This window comes from Shewanella abyssi (assembly GCF_023284025.1).
Lineage (GTDB): Bacteria > Pseudomonadota > Gammaproteobacteria > Enterobacterales > Shewanellaceae > Shewanella > Shewanella abyssi.
On sequence record NZ_JAKIKR010000024.1, the window covers coordinates 38723 to 57130 of the forward strand.

Consider the following 18408-nt stretch of genomic DNA (forward strand, 5'->3'; position numbering starts at 1 on the left):
TAGATTAGACTTTGGTAAATTAACTGAGACACCACAATCTGGATATGGTTATTATTTGGCGCAATTTGTTAAAATCTCGGGATTTTTAAGATTAAACCAACAATGTTAACCATGAGATTGTTACGCCAAAGGGTTGTCGCCGAATGTTAAGCCTATTGAGCCGTTTGAGCTTAAAGCAAAAGCTATTCTTATTTGCCTCATTGCCAATGCTGATATTGGTGGTGTTTGCTGTGCTGCATTCAATATCACTATCCAAGCAATATCAAAATGCCTCCGCTAATGCGTTAACCACCCAGGTCACACTCGGCGTCGAAAAGGTTATTTTCGAGCTACAAAAAGAGCGCGGCTTGTCAGCAGGCTATTTAAGTAGTGGCGGCGAGAAGTTTAGCGCAGAGCTACAGCAGCAATGGCAAACAACCGATCAAGCATTGCAAGGTTTGCTGCAAAACGGTGCACTAAAAAAAGTATTAGAAACCACCCAAAACGACTACCCGTTATTTATTGCGTTACAGGAGCGAATTGGCCGCACGAGTACTGAACGAGAGCGCCTAACCCAATTTCGTCGCCAGGTGTTCAGCCTAGACAATAACCGATATTTTAACTATTACTCGCAACTCAACCAAAAACTAATTAGTTTTATTTCGCAACTGCGCTTTAAAAGTGAAAGTTCCTATTTGGTCATAGTTCAATCCGATCTTGTAAACGCCTTAAAAATCCAAGAGCTGGCGGGACAAGAGCGGGGTTTAGTCAACCAACTCCTTGCAGCAGCAACGATTAAGCTTGACTCATTCGATGCTATTGCAGATATCACCGAGCAGCTCAATAATACTGTTAACAACGCTAGCTTGGTGATGACCAAAGAGAATCGCGCCAAGTTCAGTGCATTTGGGGATAGCCTTGAACAGCAAGAGATCGAAGCGCTTCGACAGCAATTACAGCAACAAATAGCCCTCATCGAACATGCGCATCGTGTTAGTAAACTCGTGGGCTATGATGGCTTAATGCACGACTTTAATCGCTATGTGATCTCCGCAAAACCTCAGCATAGCATCAGTTTTGAGCAGCATTACTTTGACATTGGGATTGCGCTAACAGAGATGGAGCGTCAGCCAAACTTAACTGAGCAGCAGCTAGAACTTATTGCTGTCATCAAACGCACTGTCGATAGTTATGCTGACTATCTGCAACAGATTAAAAACAGTAAACAGCCTTTGCCACCAATGACTACGCTGGCAGGTAAATATGAGGTCATGCATCAAGCATTACTGCAATTGCAACACCAGGCTCCACTGATTAGCAGCGCACATTGGTGGTCAACGGCGAGTACAGGTATTGAGTTGATGTATCAAATGAACATTCAACTGACTGAAAAAATTGCGCGCCAAAGTGATATCGAGAAGCAACAAATTTTGTCCTCTCTGTATATCAGCCTACTCACTGGCATGTTATTTTTTTACATTCTCTTTATCTTAGGGAAGTACATCTGCAATCACCTTATCGATTTGATCACTACCATAGTGCAAGATGTCGAAGAGATGGCAAAAGATCCTAGTCTACAACTACAAATTGACGTGAAAGGCAGCGGCGAGCTAGCGCAAATATCCACTGCACTGAATCAGATGTTAAGTGAACGCTTGCTTGCTAAAAACTCCATGCTGCAAGCATCAGCAGTATTTGAACACTCATCTGAAGGCATCATGGTGACCGATGCCGACAACCGTATCGAATTGGTTAACCCCGCCTTTACCAAAATCACCGGCTACACTCTTGACGAAGTTAAAGGCCATAAACCGAGTATTTTAAGCTCGAAGCACCATCGCCCAGAATTTTACAGTGAACTTTGGCGAACATTAACTGAGACCAATCATTGGGAAGGCGAGATCTGGAATAAGCGCAAGGACGGCAACGTCTACCCAGAATACCTCTCAATCACTGCTGTGAAGAATGCCAAAGGTGATATTTGCCAACACATTGGTTTATTCCTCGATGTCAGCAACCATAAGCAGTATGAACAAGACTTGTGGTACAAGACTAATTACGATTCACTGACTAAGTTGCCGAATCGCCATCTGTTTTCATCACGCTTGCAGCATGCGATAGATACCGCTAGCCAACATCAAGCTCAGGTTGCGGTTTTCTTTATCGATTTAGATCGTTTCAAATTTATTAATGAACTGCACGGCCATGCTGCCGGAAACGATATTCTTAAGCAATCAGCCCAGCGCCTTGCGGGTGTGCTCGGGCCTGAAGATTCTATTGCCCGTTTCGGTGGCGATGAATTTGCAATCATTTCACCACAACTCAATAGCAGCGAAACCGCTGAACAGTTGGCACAGAAGCTGACGGATGTGTTACTGCAACCGATAAAACTCAGTGCGATTGAAAGCAATATCTCTGCCAGCGTCGGGGTGGCATTCTATCCAGAAGATGGTCAAGACATAGAGATGTTACTGAGAAATGCCGAAACTGCCATGTATCAAGCCAAACGAGATGGCCGCGCGCATTTCCAGTACTTCTCTCCCGAGATGAACGTCGAAATGTTAGAACGGATGCGACTCGAGCAGCGATTACGAAAAGCGGTAAAACAATCTGAGTTTTACTTAGAATATCAGCCTATCGTTGATATGCAGCACGGCACAGTTTCAAGTGTTGAAGCGCTTATCCGTTGGCAAGATCCTGAGTTTGGCATTATCTCTCCGGCACGATTTATTCCCATCGCTGAAGAGACAGGGCTTATTGAACCTTTAGGGGAGTGGATTTTAGAGCAAGCCCTTAGCGATCTAGCACAGTGGCATGCACAGGGTCATATGCTTAAAATCGCCATTAACGTGTCTGGCCGCCAATGTATTAACGCTCATGGTCACAGTTTTTATGAAGTACTCAAGGAAGCACTTGAGCGGCATGGTGTTGCGCCACAGTATCTGCATGTAGAGATAACAGAAAGCATGCTCATTGAAGATAAGCCTTACAGCTTACAAATGCTTGAATCCATAAGACAACTGGGTATCGATATCTATCTCGATGACTTTGGCACTGGCTATTCGGCATTAAGTTATTTAAATCAGTTCCCAATATCCGTCATCAAAATTGATAAAAGTTTCATCGACAATGCCACGGTTAACCCGTCTGACGCCAAGCTCGTTAAAGCCGTAGTGATGATGGGGCAGAGCTTAGAGATGCCGCTAGTTGCCGAAGGCATAGAAACCGAAGAGCAGTGGGACTTCTTGCAAGCGCTCGGCTGCGATTACGCTCAGGGCTATCTGATGTCCAAACCGTTATCCAGTGAAAGACTCATCACCTTTCTTGAGAATGAAACGGCAATTAATCGTATCGTTAACCGCAAAGCTCTGACATCGGTAAAATAGATGCAGTGAGTTAAGCTTCGCTCTTGAAGCGTAAATTATGGCCATAAAAAAGAGCAGCCTAGCTGCTCTTTTTTATGTGCTAGCTTACTTATCAAGCAACGCTAGTCATCACACTGGCAGATCCTTCAACCGCCATTTGTGCTAAATCTTTATCGACGAAGAACAGCGCTTTACCGTCTTCACCCACCAAACGAATTTTATCTACGATTGATTTGAATAGTTTCTCCTCTTCATGCTGCTCTGAAACATACCACTGCAGGAAGTTGAAGGTAGAATAATCTTGATTACTGAATGCAGCGTGAGCAAGCTCATTAATCTTTTTAGTGATCAACTGCTCGTGCTCATAAGTGTATTCGAATAGCTTCAGCAACGAAGGAAAGTCAGCTTGTGGTGCTTCAATCGTCCCTAACAGCGGCATGCCACCTGTTTCGCTGACATAAGTGAACAAACGGTGCATATGCCCCATCTCTTCGTTTGCATGGGTACGCATAAATTTAGCTGCGCCTTCAAAACCTTTATCTTCACACCATGCACTCATCTGTAGGTACAGGTTAGAGGAGAAAAACTCCATGTTGATCTGGTCGTTTAACTGGTCAATCATCTTCTGGGCCAACATATTAATTCCTCAGGGTATTCTGTTTATGGACGCTATTGTTATCAAGCTAGCTTAGAAAAGCAATAAAATTTACTTAAGTTACTGTTTAATAAATAGTAATGGTTTTCATTCACGTACAGGGGCGATTGCTAATATTGCTAGCGTCTTATAAAAAAACCAAAAGAATCAGCCCTTAGCTTAAGTTTTCTGCAGCAGAAAATAATCACTACAAGCGATATCCGAACGCTGATTTATTTACCTTATCGGGAGAGAAATAATCAGAAAGCCACCATCAGCTGCAAAAACTGCCAAGCAGATCATAGTCATCTGTAATCACCATGGCATAATGCGTTATATTCGTTTTTACTTAACGTACTCTTATTAAGCCTCAAGGATAGATAGATGCAGATTAATGCAGACCCATGTGCTCAACCTAGCCTAATGCATCCCACGTTGGCTATCGAAAAATTGCTCGAGCAAGTACAAGCTGTTACAGACTCTGAAGTCGTAACATTGCCACAAGCCTTAGGCCGAGTCTTAGCCGAAGACCTCGCTTCTCATGTCGATCTGCCTCCTTTCGACAACTCAGCAATGGACGGTTACGCTTTTAACTTTGATGATCTTGCTGCAGGTAAGCCGTTAACGCTGCTTGGTCAATCATTTGCCGGACACCCCTTTAATGGAGTGTGCACAGCAGGTGGCTGTATTCGTATTATGACAGGCGCACCATTGCCCGCCGGTTACGACACAGTGCAGATGCAAGAAAAAGTCACCGCTGAAGGTAAAAAGATCAGCATTGCAGCGCCTAAAGCAAAAGGGGCTAACGTCCGCTACCGCGCAGAAGAGCTGACCACAGGCACAAAAGTCCTCATGGCAGGCACCCTTATCGGGGCCGCAGAGATGGGCGTACTCGCTACCATCGGCGCCAGCCAATTACGGGTGTTTCGTCCACTAAAGGTCGCTTTCTTCTCCACCGGTGACGAACTGCGCCCCGTGGGCAGCGAGCTTGGCCCTGGCCAAATATATGACTCTAACCGCTATAGCATCCAAGGATTACTTAGCCGCGCTAACGTAAAGTGGATTGACCTTGGCGTTATTGAAGATGACAAAGAAGCCATTCGCCAAGCCTTTAAAACAGCTTCAACCCAGGCCGACATGGTACTGACATCAGGCGGTGTTTCTGTTGGTGATGCCGATTACACTAAGCAAATTCTCGACGAAGAGGGTCAAATAACCTTCTGGAAGCTGGCGATTAAACCGGGTAAGCCGTTTGCGTTTGGTCACTTAGGGGATGCTGTGTTCTGTGGTTTACCTGGAAACCCAGTTTCTTCTATGGTGACGTTTTATAAGCTTGTTTGGCCATTATTGCAAAAAATGCAGGGGTTACCGCAAATTAAACCGGTCACCTTCAATGCCACGCTAACCCACGACATTCGCAAGTTCCCAGGCCGAGTAGAATATCAACGGGCGGTACTTAGCTATAACGAACAAGGTGAAGCACAAGTCGCCGTCACTGGTGGGCAAGGCTCAGGCATGCTGACATCAATGACCCTAGCCAACTGCTTTATCATCTTAGAGCAAGACTGTGATGGTATAACTGCGGGCAGCAAGGTCACCGTTGAACCTTTCAACAGTGTACTTGGTTAACTCACGCTAATGGCCGCAAGCAACTGATTGAAGAGAACATATTGATGTCAATTGAACCAACTGACACGGACGAGATATTAACTGACGCGGAAATATTGCGTTATAGCCGGCAAATATCCATTAAAGCGATGGATTTTGAAGGGCAAGAAAAACTCAAGCAAGCCAAGGTACTGATCATCGGTGCCGGCGGTTTGGGCTGCGCTGCTAGCCAATATTTGGCGGTAGCGGGAGCTGGCTTAATCACACTAGTCGATTTTGATACGGTTGAAGTCTCTAACTTACAGCGGCAAGTATTGCATCAAGACGCCAATGTAGGCCAAGCCAAAGTCGACTCAGCTAAAGAGACGTTAACCGGCTTAAACCCACACATTCAGGTTGATACGATTAATGCCGTGTTAGATGATCATGAGATTGAAGCTCTGGTTAAACAGCACTCAATCGTGATGGACTGCACCGATAATGTCGCCGTGCGTGAGCAACTTAACCAAAGTTGCTTCACCCATAAAGTGCCTTTAATATCGGCCGCGGCCATTAGAATGGAAGGCATGGTGACGGTATTTGACTATCAAGCCGACACCCCTTGCTACCACTGTTTTAGCCAGCTGTTTGGTGAGCAACAGTTAAGTTGTGTTGAGTCGGGTATTCTCGCGCCAGTGGTCGGCATGATCGGTTGCCTGCAAGCCGTCGAAGCCGTAAAAGTGATTGCCGCTATGGGCCGTACTTTAGCCGGACGCGTTTTGATGATCGATGCCATGACCATGGAGTTCCGTGAAATGAAACTGCCGAAACAGCCGAGTTGTGCGATTTGTTCTACTGCGAGTTAACTCTCTTAGAAATTGAGATATTTGGCATGAGCTGAATATCTCTCCTATATTCATAACAATCACTAGCGCTAATGACTTACCACAAGTAAACCGTCGTGAACTTTAATACTATCCCGCCTTGTAATACGTGAAAATAACTATTGCCATTGCCATTGCCATTGCCATTGCCATTTAAAAAACTTTAATCTATATTGCATTCCCGCTATGAATACGGATTAATTATTAGCGGCCAATTTATTAACTTATTTTTTATTAAACATGGAAGTTGAATGTCAGCATTATTTCGTCAACAGGCCGTTGAGGCGCAAAAACAAAAGTTACACGGTGACATATCATTAGCCCAGCCTATTTCAATTTACACTTCTACGTTTATTATTCTGTCTATTGTTGCCGCCATTGTTTTATTCCTGTCTTTTTCTCACTACGCCCGTAAAGAAACGGTTCGTGGTTATTTAGTTCCCGACAAAGGTTTAATTAAAACCTTTGCCAACCGCAGTGGTAACGTCGAAATATTACATGTATCTGAAGGTGATATTGTTACTAAAGGCTCACCGCTAGCGACAATAGTATTAAGGCGCAGCATGCTCTCGGGTGAAGAGTTAAGCGAGTCACTCATTGATGAGTTAAAACAACAACTCGCGCTACTGCAAACAGAGCAGAGCGTTAATAGCACCATGGAAGTGAAACAAGCCGCACGTTTAAAAATATCCATGACGGATAGTCGTGCATCGCTGGCGGTAATAACTAAACTCCAAGCGTTATTGGCTGAAAAATTAGCGCTGCAGATGGCGCAGCAAGTTCAGCACAATAAGCTATATAAAGACGGTTTTTTATCAACGTTAGATTACCAATTCCAGCAAGAGAAGTTAATTGCTGTTCGACAAGAAATAGAAAACTTAGCATCCAATCAAATACAAACTCGAAGCCAACTTAATTCGGCAGCAGCAGAGCTTGAAGTGTTACCTAGCCAATATGCGCTTAAAGACGGTGATCTTGCCAGACGGCGCTCAGAGCTCCTACGTCAAATAGATGAGACTGAAAATAATTATCGCTATGTTATTCGAGCTAGCGAACCTGGCACGGTGGCATCGATACAAGTGGTAGAGGGTGAGTTTATTGTTAATAGTCGCCCATTGATGAGCCTAATTCCACAAGGGGCGGTGTTGGTCGCAGAGCTTTTACTGCCCACTCGCAGTGCGGGCTTTGTGAAACAGGGAGATGAAGCTCGGCTGCGCTTTGATGCCTTCCCTTATCAACGCTTTGGTTTCCTCGAAAGCCGCATTTCACGAATTGATAAAGCCCTGCTGCTTGAGGGTGAAGCCCGGGTGCCAGTGACACTGTCTGAACCCGTCTATCGCATTAGAACCCAGCTGTCTAAGCAAGACATGCTCGCCTACGGCAACAAATTCCCCCTAAAGAGCGGCATGTTGCTTGAAGCAGACATTGTACTCGATAGGCGCAGCCTGCTTGACTGGTTGCTTGAGCCCATTTACAGCTTGAATGGCAGGGTAGGATAATGGATAACACTAGGCCAAATGAGACCAATAATCCGATAGAGCTGCTAGAGTTCTCCGGTAAAAAACATGTGCCGATTATCTTGCAAGCGGAGATGGCTGAGTGCGGCCTCGCCTGCGTCGCCATGATTGCCAGCTTTCATGGCCACAGGCTTGACATGGCAGCCCTAAGAAAGCGCTACAGCGCCGATCTTAAAGGCATGAGCTTGCAACAATTGATTGCGCTGAGCGACAGCATGGGGCTGGCGAGCCGAGCACTCAGGTGCCCAATCGAAGAGGTCGGCAAGCTAGCTCTGCCCTGCGTACTCCACTGGGACATGAACCATTTTGTGGTACTCACTGGCGTCACCAAGTCTGGCGTACTTATTAATGATCCCGCCTTGGGCAAAAGAAAGCTCTCTTTTAAAGAGTTTGCCGAGCACTTTACCGGAGTTGCGCTGGAACTCACCCCCACCAAAGGCTTTGAGCAACAAGATGAGCGCCAACAGATGCGCTTAACCCAGCTGTGGAGCAAAATGACCGGGCTGGGGAAAACCCTAATCACCCTGTTTGTTTTGTCTATTTTATTGCAAGTTTTTGCGCTGGTGACCCCCTACTACATGCAATGGGTGGTCGATGAGGTACTGATCAGCCAAGACAAACCCTTACTGATTGTGCTCGCGCTAGGCTTTGGCTTACTCGCCATTATCAATGTGATAACCACTGGGGTGCGTAGCTGGCTGGTGATTAGGGTATCGAGTCTGCTCAATATGCAGATGGGCGTCAATCTATTAAGCCACCTGCTAAAGCTCCCCATGAGTTACTTTGAGAAACGTCATATTGGTGACTTAGTGTCACGCTTTGGCTCACTTGCCCAAGTACGTGAACGCCTCACTACGGGACTGGTTGAAACTGTTGTTGATGGGGTGATGTCGATAGCCGTACTGGTAATGATGCTGATGTACAGCGTTAAGCTCACTATGGTGGTGGTCGCAGCCATCCTTATTTATGCCCTGCTGCGGTTAGCGCTATATCGTCCGCTGCACCGCGCAACTGAAGAGTCAATTCAAGCCAGCGCCAAAGAACAAACCAATTTTCTGGAGAATATTCGCGGTATTCAAACCATCAAGCTGTTTACCTGCGAACCACAAAGGCAGAGCATTTGGCAAAACCGTTATAGCGAAGTCATCAATGCCGATATCCGTTTAGGTAAACTAAAAATCAGTTTCGACGCGGTCAATAAACTATTGTTTGGTCTGGAAAACATCATTGTTATTTACTTGGCGGCCACCATCGTGATGACAGGTGATTTAACCATAGGCATGGTGCTGGCGTTTATCGCTTATAAAAATCAGTTAACTGACCGTTTTGCCAGTTTAATCGAGCAGATTATTCTATTTCGCATGTTACGCCTACACCTAGACCGCATCTCAGACATAGCGCTGCACAAGCAAGAAGCTAACCGAGATAGCAGCATGTCACTCAATGAGGTCAGCGGCAGGCTCACGCTTGAGGGGGTCAGCTACAGTTATGCTGACAATGAGCCTGCTGTGATTGATGATGTTTCACTAACCATTAATGCCCATGAATCTGTAGCAATAGTGGGGGAATCTGGTTGCGGTAAAACCACCCTAGTCAAGCTGATGCTTGGGCTGCTCACGCCAACCCAAGGGCGCATTTTACTCGACGGGCAAGACATCACCCAAATAGGCCTGACTCAATATCGCCAACAAATTGCGGCGGTGATGCAGGACGATACCCTGCTCTCGGGCTCTATCGCCGACAACTTAACCTTCTTTGAATCTGAGCCTAATTACTTGCGCATGCAGCAGTGCGCCCAATTAGCAGCCATCGACGGCGATATCAGCAAGATGACCATGGGCTATAACACGCTGGTCGGTGATATGGGCAGTCAGTTTTCCGGCGGGCAGGTGCAACGTCTTTTACTGGCAAGGGCGCTATATCAGCAACCAAGTTTACTGTTTATGGATGAAGCGACCAGCCATTTAGACATCGATAACGAAGCCAAAATCAGCGAGCAGATAAAACACCTTGAGATGACAAGAGTCATCATCGCCCATAGGCCTGAAACCATTAAGCAGGCCCAGCGAGTACTGGTGATGCACCAAGGCAAAGTATACACGCCTGAGGAATTACAGCAGCTAACCGGTACAGCTGAGTAGCCTAGCAATAACCATTGCGTAAGCACTAACCATTGCGTAAGCACTAACCATTGCGTAAGCACTAAAAGTACCAATAAACAAAACAAAGGATGTTTTATGAAAGAATTAGACTCAAATGAATTACAAGTTGTAGCGGGTGGAGGGGCTGCCCCAGGAAATCCAGGCGGGCCAGTGCCTTGTGGTCCTATCGACTTAGGGCCATTTGGACCCGGGCCGTATGACCCAGGTCGCCCAGGTCAGCCGTAGCCTACGACTCAAGCGCCACTGTTGCTGGAACCAACTTCAGGCTCCGTCTCAGTAAGCAACTAACATAAGGATATTTTTATGAAAGAATTAAATACACATGAAGCACAAGCTGTAACAGGTGGAATTGACAACCTTCCTGGAGTACCTAGCGTACCTGACGGAGTGGGAGTGCGCTTTGGCTCCGATTTGTGGCGTTGGATGAATGGCCAAAACGGTCGAGATGGCGCCCCAAAAGATGACCGCGACCGTTCGCCAAGTCAATAAGCCTGAGCTGAACGATAGTGAGTGGCGAAGTTTTATATAACGATAATAAGTGAATAAATCGTGATTGATTTCAGCAAAAAAGTTAAGCGGTGAAGTCGTTGGCCGGTCTAGTATCGGTCAACGACGGCATCGATTAAAAACAAGGGTACGGCGACTTTTGCGGGAAACCGCACCCTTGGTCAATCGCTTAAGACTGGCAACTCTAATCGAGAAGCTAAGCACTTAGGCAAACATAACGTTAAACAGTTTAAATTAAGGAAAATATTATGCAAGTTTCAAAAATTGAAGAACTAACAATGAACGAGATTGAGCAAGTTAATGGGGGCGTTGGTCAAGCCGGTGTTATTGGTGCTAATTTGAGTATTATCGGAATTGGTGTTGGTATCATGGTTGCGGGTGCAACAGCCCCAGCCTGGTTTGCTGTGGGCATGATTGCCGTCAGCATCTCAGTGACGGCTTCATATCTTTCAAGTAATTAGGTTTTGAATGCTAGGCAGTAGAATAAATCTATTGCCTAGCATGGGGGAATTAAAAAATGTCTAAGAAGAAGGTTAAATCAGCTTGGGTTGATAATAGGCTGTCAAATGGTTGGAATTCAAAAAGTACATTTCAAGATAAGCGTATATTTTTTTCTGGTTTATTGATTGGTATGTCAATAGGTATCGCTATTGGTTTGATTATATAGGATAAAGCACTCATAACCTGACCTATCCGAGGAATTTATCGAGGCATATATGGACGCTCCCGCCCGTACCTGACTCTTCTACACAAATATTGATAAAATTGAACTTTATAGGGTCCCCGCGATCTGATCATAAAATTTAATAGCTTAAAGTTTTAACTATGTCGATTTTCAATGCGGATGAATGGGCCACATCACATTTTCAACAAGCCAAATTAGGTGGTATGCGCCGTGCTGATAGGTTAGTCAGTACCGCTGCAAATATGGCTCGTAGCAGCGGTAAGTCTATCGCATTATCATGCCGTGGTAATGAAGCTGAACTAGAAGGGGCTTACCCAAGAATAACCAAGACATCCATTCTAATTTCGAGCCGTTTAAGGGAGGGCTACATTTTGAGAAAGATACTAATTATTATTCCATTTATATTGTTTTTAGGTTTTTTATCCATTTGGCTATTGAAGTTGGGGAGCGGGTGGGTAACAACCTTAACTCTATCTTCCGCTTGGTACTGTATTTATATTGGCTTATTATCAAAACGGAAAAATTAGCCTAGTTTAAAGGTTTACTTAGTGTATAAATATCAGGCGCTGTTGTAGATAAATGTTGTCTATCCTTATAATTTAGCGTAATTGATTGAGGTTAAAAGAAATGAAAACAAAATTATTTGTGAGTAAGCTTAACCAGATAGCAAAAGATAGGACAGCCACATAATTTGTCTGTTTATGGATGAAGCAACCAGTCATTTAGGCATTAACAACGAAGCTAAAATCAGCGAACAGATAACGCACCTGCCGATGACGAGTATCATCAATCACTTAAGGCTGGCAACTCTAATCGAGAAGCTAAGCACCTAGGCAAACATAACGTTAAACAGTTTAAATTAAGGAAAATATTATGCAAGTTTCAGGGATTAAAGAACTAACAATGAACGAGATTGAGCAAGTTAATGGTGGGAACCCAATAGCTGTAGCGGTAATCGCCGCTGTTGGAGTTGTAGCGGCGGCTTGGGCAAATCAAGTCGGTCAAAACGGTCCAAGCGGAGCACCAAGTACGAAGGTCCAAATGGCACTACAACTTGTGGAAGCGGGCAAAAGTTAAGAGTGGAAGCTAGTGGCGCTACTACCTGTTATTAATTTGCGATATTCTGCCGTTTAAATGAACCTTGCTGCCTGCTTTAACGTAGGCAGCATTAATGATTGGTGACTCTATGCTTAACAGCAAGGCCTTAGCAGCTTTAATGTTCACAAGTGCATACGTTATTTTTAGTTTTGTTTTCTCTGTGCTCCCCGCATCAGCAGATGTTGACTGGTCATTGGCGCCAGACCCCCCTGAGCGCCGCACGACACATATGGGGGGGGCGAATGGTGTGCAATCCATCACATTTATCAACCCAACTAATTATCCGATAGTAGCCGTTTATAATGTACAAGATAAATTTTTATTAGAGTCAAACGAAGTCACCTTCTACCCTAGTCCCGTTAAGGTTCCTGCCCAAACGACAATTCTTGCTGCTAGCTATTTGGCTAAAGAAGGGATTAAGCAAACGGGAATAGGCTTTATCACAGCAACGTCTTTTGCTAACAATACCAGTAATATTCCCCTAAGCCCCTACATCATCCCGATAAAAAAAGAAGCCCTGGTGATGCAGGCACCTAATAAAGACCATTTTAAATTTTGGATGCAGAAGCTAACCAGCCATAAAGGGATCAAAAAAAATGCGGTTGACTTTGATGTTCCCATCGGTACCGCTATTTACACTATGGCCGCTGGAAAAGTGGTCTCAGTGTATGAAGGGTCTAACTTTGGTTGCCCAGGAATAGAGTGCGTGCCGTATGGTAACCAAGTTGAAATCCTACACAAAGACGGCTCTATCGGGTCTTATAGTCACATACGTCAACATGGGGTTGTTGTAGATCTAGACGATTATGTTTCAGCGGGTCAACTTATAGCCTACAGTGGCGATACTGGCGGCGGCGGAGAGCCTCATTTACATGTAGAAGTTCATGCATGGCAATATGACGATGAAGGAAGTACACACTTGAGTACATTGCCACTCACATTTAATGATAACGATGGCAAGGTGTTACAAATATCAGAGGGGGACTATATTAATGCAAGTTCCACTTTTGGCAAGTTGATTAACCTAATAACCGCCAAAAGATAGGACAGCCATACCCTTCAGGGCTAACGCATGATCACAATCTGAGCAAATTGATCATACATCGATCAGTTGAGTATACGGTTCTGCATTGTTTGTTGTCAGCCGATCCTCAGACCTGTATATAGTAGAGATCTTAACAAACCCGTGCTTACTTATGTCCCCAAAACCCTTGATTGAATACCTCTATTCCTTAGAAGACCCACGTCTTGAGTCTAAGTGCTCCCACGTTCTCTCAGAAGTAGTGTTTATGGCTACATGCGCCATGATGTGTGGGTTCTGATACAAACAATAAATCCCAACAATAAACCCAGCCACCCACAACAAATCAATAACATAACACTATACTTCCAAGCTTTCATCTCTCGAATTTTCATGGGAATAACCAAGACACCCATTCTAATTTCGGCGATAATAATCAGCGGTTAATTCAAAATTGAAGGTGCTACTCACTACCAGATAAATCTAATTCTATATCGAACTGCCCATTTATAACACCAAGCAACACTCAAATATTTCATCATGAGTAAAATATCGACTTTTTCTTAAAAATCAGACAACAAAAATCCAAAACGACGATTTAGTTATGCTTAATATGTTATGTCGAACTATATCTATTCGGCTTTGATTAAGTGCTATCTAACCAACGATGATTTACTGATAGCTCCACGCTTATCCTGTTGTTGAATTCGCCCGTATCATCAACAGGTTGCAGATAATCTTTAGCACTGAACATAAGTCCTTTAGGCATTGCTTTATGCTCGTTACCAACAAAGGGCAATAACATATTAGGCTGTTTGGTGAGCAACAGTTAAGTTGTGTTGAGTCGGGTATTCTCGCGCCTGTGGTCGGTATGATCGGTTGCCAACAAGCCGTTGAAGCGATAAAAGTGATTGGTATTATGACTATGCAGAGGCATACAACCGGTGGAAAATAACCATCGATTATTGTCTCTAGCTTCTTATTCTCCCTCTCCTCTTCGCTCATCCAGAAATTTGCCTATAGTTACCTTATATATTTAGCCCGTATATAACCCTTCTTGGAGTTTGTAACGTTATTACGGGTAATAATATCCATAGGAGAGCTCACCCCATGAACAACATCTTAAAAATATGTCTCGTTATTGCGTCGGCTTTGTTACTCAATTCATGTGAGCCGCAGTCAAAAGAGCAAGCTATACCAGTCAAAGAGAATTTAGCAGCAGATAAGGTTGGTCTAGCCAACCCTGCCTCTAGCGACTGTATTACTCAAGGCGGCACTTTAGATATACAAACAGAAGATACGGGTCAAGTGGGCTACTGCATTCTGCCCGATGGGCAACGTATCGAAGAGTGGCAACTGTATCGCTCAAGCAAGCAAACTCCTATTACAGCGCCAGTCAGTAAACCCAATCCGGCTACCGAGTATTGCAACCAGCTTAATGGCACAGTCAGTTTAGCCGGTGGTATATGTACGCTACCCAATGGTGATGCTATTGATCAGTGGCAACTGTATAAGCGTGATCATCAGCAAGCCGTAGAGGTCACTGAAATGCAGAAAACAGCTAATCCAGCGACTCAATATTGTTTAGAGATAGGCGGTGTAGCAGATATTGCTGATGGCAGTTGCACCTTGCCAAGTGGAGAGAAGGTCGACCAGTGGCTACTGTTTCATAAGCACAAATTAATGTCTATTTGAATTCGGATAACGACATTGCTTAAGCAATGTTAATCAACCGAACGGGCGGTTGCCATCAGTAGCCCTTTTTCAACCCAAATCGAAACTGCAACGCCTCGAACCACCAGTTCTGTCGGTTGCTCTCCGCGCTCTAATATCGGTAGCACGCCGTAGAGGCTGGGATCATATTGCACCTCGTATAGGGTGACAAGCTGCTTATCGTTGTCGCTAAAGCGTATTTGCGCTGCTGTCAGCCCTTGAATAGAGCAGTAGCGTCCGCCGAGCATCTTACTGGCGCTATTATTGAGAAAACTCGAATTAACCGGAGTGAAATCAAGCTGGGTAAAGTAAGCTCGCAACTCGCTTAGCTGTTGAGTTTGCACTTCAAGCGGTTTCATTTTCACATGATTTAGCGCAACTTCGTTGGCTATTTTCCAGCTCATGTTGTGCGCCGCTAGGGTATTTGAATCGCCGCTAAACCAGCGCTGTAACTCTATATGAGATGATAACTGATACCCAGCCACCAGCAGCAATACACTGGCAGCTGCGGCATACAGCGCCATGCTTATGCCGCTAGGCGCATTCACAGTGTTAGCGGGATCGGATATTGTTGGCTGTGGTGCCGCATCACTTCTTATCCGTTCATCAACCATCTTGCCAGCCAGCAGCGCTTCGATACGTGTTAAGCCCTCATCAGACAGGTGCTGCGCCTCAACGTACTGCTTTACTGATGATCTGAAACCCTTGTCAGCGGCTTTGTCTTGGTTACTCATAATACGGTTAGCCCCCCTGACCTGTTCTGTTGGCGTTTGCCGCCTCATTTTCCATAATATCGACCGACTTAATTTTAATGCGGTGCAATCTCGATAAAATAGTGCCCCGCGGTTGCCCTAGATCGCTGGCAATCTCAGCGGCGCTATAGCCCTCTACAGCCCATAGATACAGCACCTCTCTCTCCGCCGCGTTTAGCTGTGAAAACAGATACTCGATTAAGTCATGTTGCAAGGTGATCTCTTCCAGGCAAGTTTCATCGAGTAGGGCGGGAGCATGATCATCTATAGGGTCAAAATCAATTATTTTTAAGCGTCTGCAGTCATCAATGAATTGATTGCGGATCGTGGTGCGTAAATATGCCCTTGGGTGTGCCGGTTTTGCTTCACTCTTTAACCAACGCTCGATGGCCGTTTGCAGCAGATCTTCCGCTGCCGCACTATGTCGAGTGAGACATAAACAATAGCGGTATAAGCTCTGCAGCAACTCTCTATCCATGATCTGTTACCGATAACCGATAGCCCGCAAGCCATCCCCGCTGGATTAGCTTGGGCAACACACTCAAATCAACATCAGCCGCCGTTAATGCCCCGAGTGACAAGCCTTGCTTTATCGACTGTAATAGCTGCGCCTCGGCGGCTGCGACTAATGTAAACGTTGCCTTAAAATGGTCGCGGAATATCACTAGGTAGAATAGATTGGCGTCGCTATGCTCTGGCGGTTGCTCGTCAGGTTCTGCTGTAGCTTGGTGCTTTAACCAAATGCGCTGTACTGGATACTGGCAAGTCAGTAGTTCAATGTCGGGCTGTAGCAACAAGACAGCTTGCTGTTGCTGTGCTTCACTGAGTCGCCCCAACGCTTCCAAGCCATACACCTGGGACAGTTTTAAAAATGCACTGCGGTCCTGGGCGTAATAGCCCTGTTTCAGCGACCACTCTAGCGCCGCTAACTCAGGAAGATACTCCAGCCCCTCAAACGCTTGGTGTTGCTCTATCTCTCTAGAGAGCAGCTGCGGAAACTGAGCACCATAATGATTTAAATTAGCATCGTTGAGTGGGTAAGTAATGCCATATTGCTGCGCAAGCTGAGTGAAGCAGCCCTCGCCGAGCACGGTTTGGCACACAGGAAAGCTTGTCTGTAGGCCGTTTAATAGTGCCTGAAACGCATTGTTTCGATAGACACTCAAACGAGACCGTTCTCGCTCGTTAACCATGCTCAGCAATTCACTATCATCGCCATCAGCTTGTAACGCTTGAATAAACGCCCCTTGCCAGTCAGCTAAGCGCATCGGTCAACACTCGTTGATGACGTAGCATTGAGCTGCATCATATCGGCGGCAATTTGCCGCTCTTGCAGTAGCCGATTTAATGACGGGATCTCGCTGTCCCACTCAATCATGGTGGGGATATTGCCATTAAGCTGTATATAGCGCTGATAAGCGTTCCATACCTGCGGATCGACTGGATGGTTATGGGCATCAAGCAGATAATCACCTTTTTGATGAAATCCCGCTAAATGGATCTGTTTAACGCGTTTTGCTGGCACGGCATCTAAAAATGACTGTAGCTGCTGATCCAGATTCACGCTGGTGACAAAAGCATTGTTAACATCCAGCAGCAGATAGCAATCCGCCTCCTCGGCAATAGCGGCGATAAACTCCCCCTCACTCAGTTCATTATGTTGACAGCTCATGTAAGTAGACACATTTTCGAGCAATATTCTTTCACCCATGATGTCTTGAGTTTGCTTTATCCTGTTGCTGATATGCATCACCGCTTCCGCGGTATAGGGTAGCGGCAGCAGATCGGCCACCTTAAAATTGTCGTTACCAGAAAAGCTCGCATGCTCCGAGTACCAATGCCCGCCGCAAGCTTGCTTAAGTGACTTGATCTTGTTGAGGTATTCAACGTCTAGTGTGTTGGCGCCGCCCAGTGACAAGCCAACGCTATGAAAAACCAACGGGAAACGCTCGCTAATGCGATTGAGCAGATGCTGGTTTAAGCCGCCGTCCACCAGCCAGTTATCGACCAAGACTTCAAGCCACGGGAGCTCAAGGCTATCGTCGGCCAAGATCTGTTGCACATGAGGAGTACGCAGGCCAATGCCTGCGCCCGCAATAGCTGTAGCTAGCACTAGCTTTTAGCCGGTTTAACCGCTTTAACTTCGCCGCCTGCTATTTTATCGCAGGTTCCAGCAGGGACATAAACCCACTCAGTAGGCAGGTTGTCAGCTTTAGCTTTGCCCGCGCAACCATGGCTACCATCCAGCGCGCCACAATCATTGGCACCAGCTTTGGCAATACCAGCGCATTTTTCCCACTCTTTGGGTTGATCAGGTACCGCTTGGGCACCTAAAGACAAACTCGCAGCCAAGATCCCCGCCACAGTGACACCAAGTGCTGTTGTTAAAGATTTCATATCGATTATTCCTTTTGATAGATAACACATTCAAACCCTATAACGAGTGAGTTACCGGTTTGATTGCATAATGCACAAAAGTAATTCTAGCTGAAGCGGAAATAATC

General features: G+C 45.4%; 19 protein-coding genes and 2 pseudogenes. 15 read left to right on the forward strand and 6 right to left on the reverse strand.

The window, feature by feature from the left end; translation table 11 throughout:
* Positions 1-143 precede the first annotated feature (143 nt).
* Positions 144-3365 carry an EAL domain-containing protein gene (locus tag L2755_RS11880; protein WP_248980912.1) on the forward strand — a complete coding sequence of 1074 codons (3222 nt, stop codon included), beginning with the start codon at positions 144-146 and terminating at the stop codon, positions 3363-3365.
* A gap of 91 nt (positions 3366-3456) precedes the next feature.
* On the opposite strand, the gene ftnA is transcribed toward L2755_RS11880, so the two are convergent.
* Complete coding sequence (gene ftnA / locus L2755_RS11885; RefSeq protein ID WP_248980913.1) at positions 3457-3981, reverse strand: non-heme ferritin; 525 nt, start codon at positions 3979-3981, stop codon at positions 3457-3459.
* Between the two features lie 381 nt (positions 3982-4362).
* Here ftnA and moeA point away from each other — a divergent pair, with 381 nt between their 5' ends.
* From moeA to L2755_RS11955, 14 genes and pseudogenes are all read left to right on the forward strand, one after another.
* Positions 4363-5607 carry a molybdopterin molybdotransferase MoeA gene (gene moeA, locus L2755_RS11890; protein WP_248980914.1) on the forward strand — a complete coding sequence of 415 codons (1245 nt, stop codon included), beginning with the start codon at positions 4363-4365 and terminating at the stop codon, positions 5605-5607.
* A 44-nt stretch (positions 5608-5651) separates the two neighbouring features.
* Complete coding sequence (gene moeB / locus L2755_RS11895) at positions 5652-6431, forward strand: molybdopterin-synthase adenylyltransferase MoeB (RefSeq protein ID WP_248980915.1); 780 nt, start codon at positions 5652-5654, stop codon at positions 6429-6431.
* A 269-nt stretch (positions 6432-6700) separates the two neighbouring features.
* The gene (locus L2755_RS11900; RefSeq protein ID WP_248980916.1) at positions 6701-7948 is read left to right on the forward strand and encodes an HlyD family secretion protein; all 1248 of its coding nucleotides are present in this window, start codon (positions 6701-6703) and stop codon (positions 7946-7948) included.
* The gene (locus tag L2755_RS11905; protein WP_248980917.1) at positions 7948-10107 is read left to right on the forward strand and encodes a peptidase domain-containing ABC transporter; all 2160 of its coding nucleotides are present in this window, start codon (positions 7948-7950) and stop codon (positions 10105-10107) included. Before L2755_RS11900 ends, L2755_RS11905 begins: the two co-directional genes overlap by 1 nt.
* A 96-nt stretch (positions 10108-10203) precedes the next feature.
* Positions 10204-10353: a hypothetical protein gene (locus tag L2755_RS11910; RefSeq protein WP_248980918.1), complete on the forward strand. Its 150-nt coding sequence runs from the start codon at positions 10204-10206 to the stop codon at positions 10351-10353.
* Positions 10354-10431: 78 nt separating this feature from the next.
* Positions 10432-10617, forward strand: coding sequence for a hypothetical protein (locus L2755_RS11915; RefSeq protein ID WP_248980919.1), 186 nt, complete (start codon positions 10432-10434; stop codon positions 10615-10617).
* A gap of 266 nt (positions 10618-10883) precedes the next feature.
* A complete protein-coding gene (locus L2755_RS11920; protein ID WP_248980920.1) occupies positions 10884-11096 on the forward strand; it encodes a hypothetical protein in 213 nt (70 codons plus the stop codon).
* Between the two features lie 56 nt (positions 11097-11152).
* Positions 11153-11302 carry a hypothetical protein gene (locus tag L2755_RS11925; protein WP_248980921.1) on the forward strand — a complete coding sequence of 50 codons (150 nt, stop codon included), beginning with the start codon at positions 11153-11155 and terminating at the stop codon, positions 11300-11302.
* A gap of 158 nt (positions 11303-11460) precedes the next feature.
* Positions 11461-11847 (forward strand): IS4/Tn5 family transposase DNA-binding protein, encoded by a 387-nt coding sequence (locus L2755_RS11930; RefSeq protein ID WP_248980922.1) that lies wholly within the window; start codon positions 11461-11463, stop codon positions 11845-11847.
* A 346-nt stretch (positions 11848-12193) separates the two neighbouring features.
* Entirely contained in the window at positions 12194-12397 is a 204-nt protein-coding gene (locus L2755_RS11935; RefSeq protein ID WP_248980923.1) for a class IIb bacteriocin, lactobin A/cerein 7B family, read from the forward strand.
* A gap of 139 nt (positions 12398-12536) precedes the next feature.
* Positions 12537-13463 carry a M23 family metallopeptidase gene (locus tag L2755_RS11940; RefSeq protein WP_248980924.1) on the forward strand — a complete coding sequence of 309 codons (927 nt, stop codon included), beginning with the start codon at positions 12537-12539 and terminating at the stop codon, positions 13461-13463.
* 151 nt (positions 13464-13614) lie between these two features.
* Positions 13615-13737, forward strand: a pseudogene (locus L2755_RS11945) (ISAs1-like element ISKpn9 family transposase); the annotation flags it as partial.
* A gap of 513 nt (positions 13738-14250) precedes the next feature.
* Positions 14251-14352: pseudogene (locus L2755_RS11950) on the forward strand (molybdopterin-synthase adenylyltransferase MoeB); the annotation flags it as partial.
* Positions 14353-14549: 197 nt separating this feature from the next.
* The gene (locus tag L2755_RS11955; RefSeq protein WP_248980925.1) at positions 14550-15134 is read left to right on the forward strand and encodes a DUF333 domain-containing protein; all 585 of its coding nucleotides are present in this window, start codon (positions 14550-14552) and stop codon (positions 15132-15134) included.
* 29 nt (positions 15135-15163) lie between these two features.
* Here L2755_RS11955 and L2755_RS11960 read toward each other — a convergent pair whose 3' ends face one another.
* Genes L2755_RS11960 through L2755_RS11980 form a run of 5 tightly spaced genes read right to left on the reverse strand, consistent with a single transcriptional unit; the run spans position 15164 to position 18301 of the window.
* Positions 15164-15886 carry a hypothetical protein gene (locus tag L2755_RS11960; RefSeq protein WP_248980926.1) on the reverse strand — a complete coding sequence of 241 codons (723 nt, stop codon included), beginning with the start codon at positions 15884-15886 and terminating at the stop codon, positions 15164-15166.
* Between the two features lie 7 nt (positions 15887-15893).
* Positions 15894-16382 (reverse strand): RNA polymerase sigma factor, encoded by a 489-nt coding sequence (locus L2755_RS11965; RefSeq protein ID WP_248980927.1) that lies wholly within the window; start codon positions 16380-16382, stop codon positions 15894-15896.
* Positions 16375-17172 carry an HvfC/BufC N-terminal domain-containing protein gene (locus L2755_RS11970; protein ID WP_248980928.1) on the reverse strand — a complete coding sequence of 266 codons (798 nt, stop codon included), beginning with the start codon at positions 17170-17172 and terminating at the stop codon, positions 16375-16377. The genes L2755_RS11965 and L2755_RS11970 overlap by 8 nt, the downstream gene beginning before the upstream one ends.
* Positions 17163-18017: an MbnB/TglH/ChrH family RiPP precursor modification enzyme gene (locus L2755_RS11975; protein ID WP_248980929.1), complete on the reverse strand. Its 855-nt coding sequence runs from the start codon at positions 18015-18017 to the stop codon at positions 17163-17165. The genes L2755_RS11970 and L2755_RS11975 overlap by 10 nt, the downstream gene beginning before the upstream one ends.
* A complete protein-coding gene (locus L2755_RS11980) occupies positions 18017-18301 on the reverse strand; it encodes a BufA1 family periplasmic bufferin-type metallophore (RefSeq protein ID WP_248980930.1) in 285 nt (94 codons plus the stop codon). Before L2755_RS11980 ends, L2755_RS11975 begins: the two co-directional genes overlap by 1 nt.
* Positions 18302-18408: the final 107 nt, after the last annotated feature.

What these genes read in the sequence shown, in the direction of transcription:
- L2755_RS11880 (WP_248980912.1), top strand. Translation starts at nt 144, where the DNA reads ATGTTAAGCCTATTGAGCCGTTTGAGCTTAAAGCAAAAGCTATTCTTA.
- L2755_RS11940 (WP_248980924.1), top strand. Translation starts at nt 12,537, where the DNA reads ATGTTCACAAGTGCATACGTTATTTTTAGTTTTGTTTTCTCTGTGCTC.
- L2755_RS11920 (WP_248980920.1), top strand. Translation starts at nt 10,884, where the DNA reads ATGCAAGTTTCAAAAATTGAAGAACTAACAATGAACGAGATTGAGCAA.
- L2755_RS11960 (WP_248980926.1), bottom strand. Translation starts at nt 15,886, where the DNA reads ATGAGTAACCAAGACAAAGCCGCTGACAAGGGTTTCAGATCATCAGTA.
- L2755_RS11980 (WP_248980930.1), bottom strand. Translation starts at nt 18,301, where the DNA reads ATGAAATCTTTAACAACAGCACTTGGTGTCACTGTGGCGGGGATCTTG.
- L2755_RS11900 (WP_248980916.1), top strand. Translation starts at nt 6,701, where the DNA reads ATGTCAGCATTATTTCGTCAACAGGCCGTTGAGGCGCAAAAACAAAAG.
- L2755_RS11955 (WP_248980925.1), top strand. Translation starts at nt 14,550, where the DNA reads ATGAACAACATCTTAAAAATATGTCTCGTTATTGCGTCGGCTTTGTTA.
- L2755_RS11935 (WP_248980923.1), top strand. Translation starts at nt 12,194, where the DNA reads ATGCAAGTTTCAGGGATTAAAGAACTAACAATGAACGAGATTGAGCAA.
- L2755_RS11965 (WP_248980927.1), bottom strand. Translation starts at nt 16,382, where the DNA reads ATGGATAGAGAGTTGCTGCAGAGCTTATACCGCTATTGTTTATGTCTC.
- L2755_RS11905 (WP_248980917.1), top strand. Translation starts at nt 7,948, where the DNA reads ATGGATAACACTAGGCCAAATGAGACCAATAATCCGATAGAGCTGCTA.
- L2755_RS11925 (WP_248980921.1), top strand. Translation starts at nt 11,153, where the DNA reads ATGTCTAAGAAGAAGGTTAAATCAGCTTGGGTTGATAATAGGCTGTCA.
- ftnA (WP_248980913.1), bottom strand. Translation starts at nt 3,981, where the DNA reads ATGTTGGCCCAGAAGATGATTGACCAGTTAAACGACCAGATCAACATG.
- L2755_RS11930 (WP_248980922.1), top strand. Translation starts at nt 11,461, where the DNA reads ATGTCGATTTTCAATGCGGATGAATGGGCCACATCACATTTTCAACAA.
- moeB (WP_248980915.1), top strand. Translation starts at nt 5,652, where the DNA reads ATGTCAATTGAACCAACTGACACGGACGAGATATTAACTGACGCGGAA.
- moeA (WP_248980914.1), top strand. Translation starts at nt 4,363, where the DNA reads ATGCAGATTAATGCAGACCCATGTGCTCAACCTAGCCTAATGCATCCC.
- L2755_RS11915 (WP_248980919.1), top strand. Translation starts at nt 10,432, where the DNA reads ATGAAAGAATTAAATACACATGAAGCACAAGCTGTAACAGGTGGAATT.
- L2755_RS11970 (WP_248980928.1), bottom strand. Translation starts at nt 17,172, where the DNA reads ATGCGCTTAGCTGACTGGCAAGGGGCGTTTATTCAAGCGTTACAAGCT.
- L2755_RS11910 (WP_248980918.1), top strand. Translation starts at nt 10,204, where the DNA reads ATGAAAGAATTAGACTCAAATGAATTACAAGTTGTAGCGGGTGGAGGG.